Here is a 1,245-nt window from a genome sequence, read left to right as displayed (position 1 = left end):
CGATGATGAACATCATCAACGGCGGCGCGCATGCCGACAACAACGTCGACTTCCAGGAATTCATGGTGCTGCCGGTCGGCTTCACCTCGTTCTCCGAAGCGCTGCGCGCCGGTACCGAAATTTTCCATTCGCTCAAGTCCGTGCTCAAGGGCCATGGCCTGAGCACCGCCGTGGGCGACGAAGGCGGCTTCGCGCCGGACTTCCGCAGCAACGTCGAAGCGCTGGACACCATCCTGGAAGCGATCGGCAAGGCCGGCTACACCGCCGGTGAAGACGTGATGCTGGGCCTGGACGTGGCGTCCACCGAGTTCTACGAAAACGGCAAGTACAACCTGGTGGGCGAGAACAAGCGCCTGACCTCCGAGCAGTTCGTCGACTTCCTGGCCGACTGGGCCGCGCAGTACCCGATCATCACGATCGAAGACGGCCTGGCCGAGAACGACTGGGCGGGCTGGAAGCTGCTCACCGACCGCATCGGCGGCAAGGTGCAGCTGGTCGGCGACGACCTGTTCGTGACCAATCCGAAGATCTTCAAGGAAGGCATCGCCTCGGGCACCGCCAACGCCATCCTGATCAAGGTCAACCAGATCGGCACCCTGACCGAGACCCTGGAAGCGATCGCCATGGCCGACGCCGCCAACTACGCGGCCGTCGTGTCGCACCGTTCGGGCGAAACCGAAGACACCACCATCGCCGACATCGCCGTGGCCACCACCGCCACCCAGATCAAGACCGGCTCGCTGTGCCGCAGCGACCGCGTGGCCAAGTACAACCAGCTGCTGCGCATCGAAGAAGCGCTGGGTGCCGGTGCGCGCTACGCCGGCCGTGATGCGTTCGTGTCGCTGAAGCGCTGATCCCATGCGCAACTGGCGCTGGATGTTGCTGCTGCTGGCGCTGTTGCTGGCGTGGCTGCAGTACCGTTTCTGGTTCGGCCCGGGCAACTCAGGTGAAGTGATGACCCTGGAAGCCCAGGTCGAAAACCAGAAGCGCGACAACGCCGGTCTGCAACAGCGCAACGACGCGCTGGCCGCCGAGGTCAAGGACCTCAAGGAAGGCCAGGCGGCCATCGAAGAACGGGCGCGCAGCGAGTTGGGCATGATCAAGCCGGGCGAGAAGTTCTACCGCGTGGTGGAAGATGCCCCGGTTGCGCCCGCGCGCGCGCCGGTGGCGATCGACCCCGACGCCCCGCACCAGGACGTGCCCTGATGGGCACGGTCTGGGCCGTGGTGCCGGCGGCCGGCCGCG

2 protein-coding genes are annotated in these 1,245 nt (G+C 65.7%); both read left to right on the top strand.

Going from position 1 to position 1,245, the window contains the following annotated elements; translation table 11 throughout:
• On the top strand, window positions 1-854 hold an 854-nt coding region (eno, locus tag DBR34_RS20295; protein ID WP_128098117.1), incomplete at its 5' end, for a phosphopyruvate hydratase.
• Between the two features lie 4 nt (window positions 855-858).
• Window positions 859-1,206 (top strand): cell division protein FtsB, encoded by a 348-nt coding sequence (gene ftsB, locus DBR34_RS20290; protein ID WP_128098116.1) that lies wholly within the window; start codon window positions 859-861, stop codon window positions 1,204-1,206.
• Window positions 1,207-1,245 lie beyond the last annotated feature (39 nt).

This window comes from Stenotrophomonas sp. HMWF003, assembly GCF_003061285.1.
GTDB classification, from domain to species: domain Bacteria; phylum Pseudomonadota; class Gammaproteobacteria; order Xanthomonadales; family Xanthomonadaceae; genus Stenotrophomonas; species Stenotrophomonas maltophilia_AP.
The sequence above is the reverse complement of the archived record's forward strand: the minus strand, read 5'-3'. Positions and strand labels throughout refer to the sequence as shown.

What these genes read in the sequence shown, in the direction of transcription:
- ftsB (WP_128098116.1), top strand. Translation starts at nt 859, where the DNA reads ATGCGCAACTGGCGCTGGATGTTGCTGCTGCTGGCGCTGTTGCTGGCG.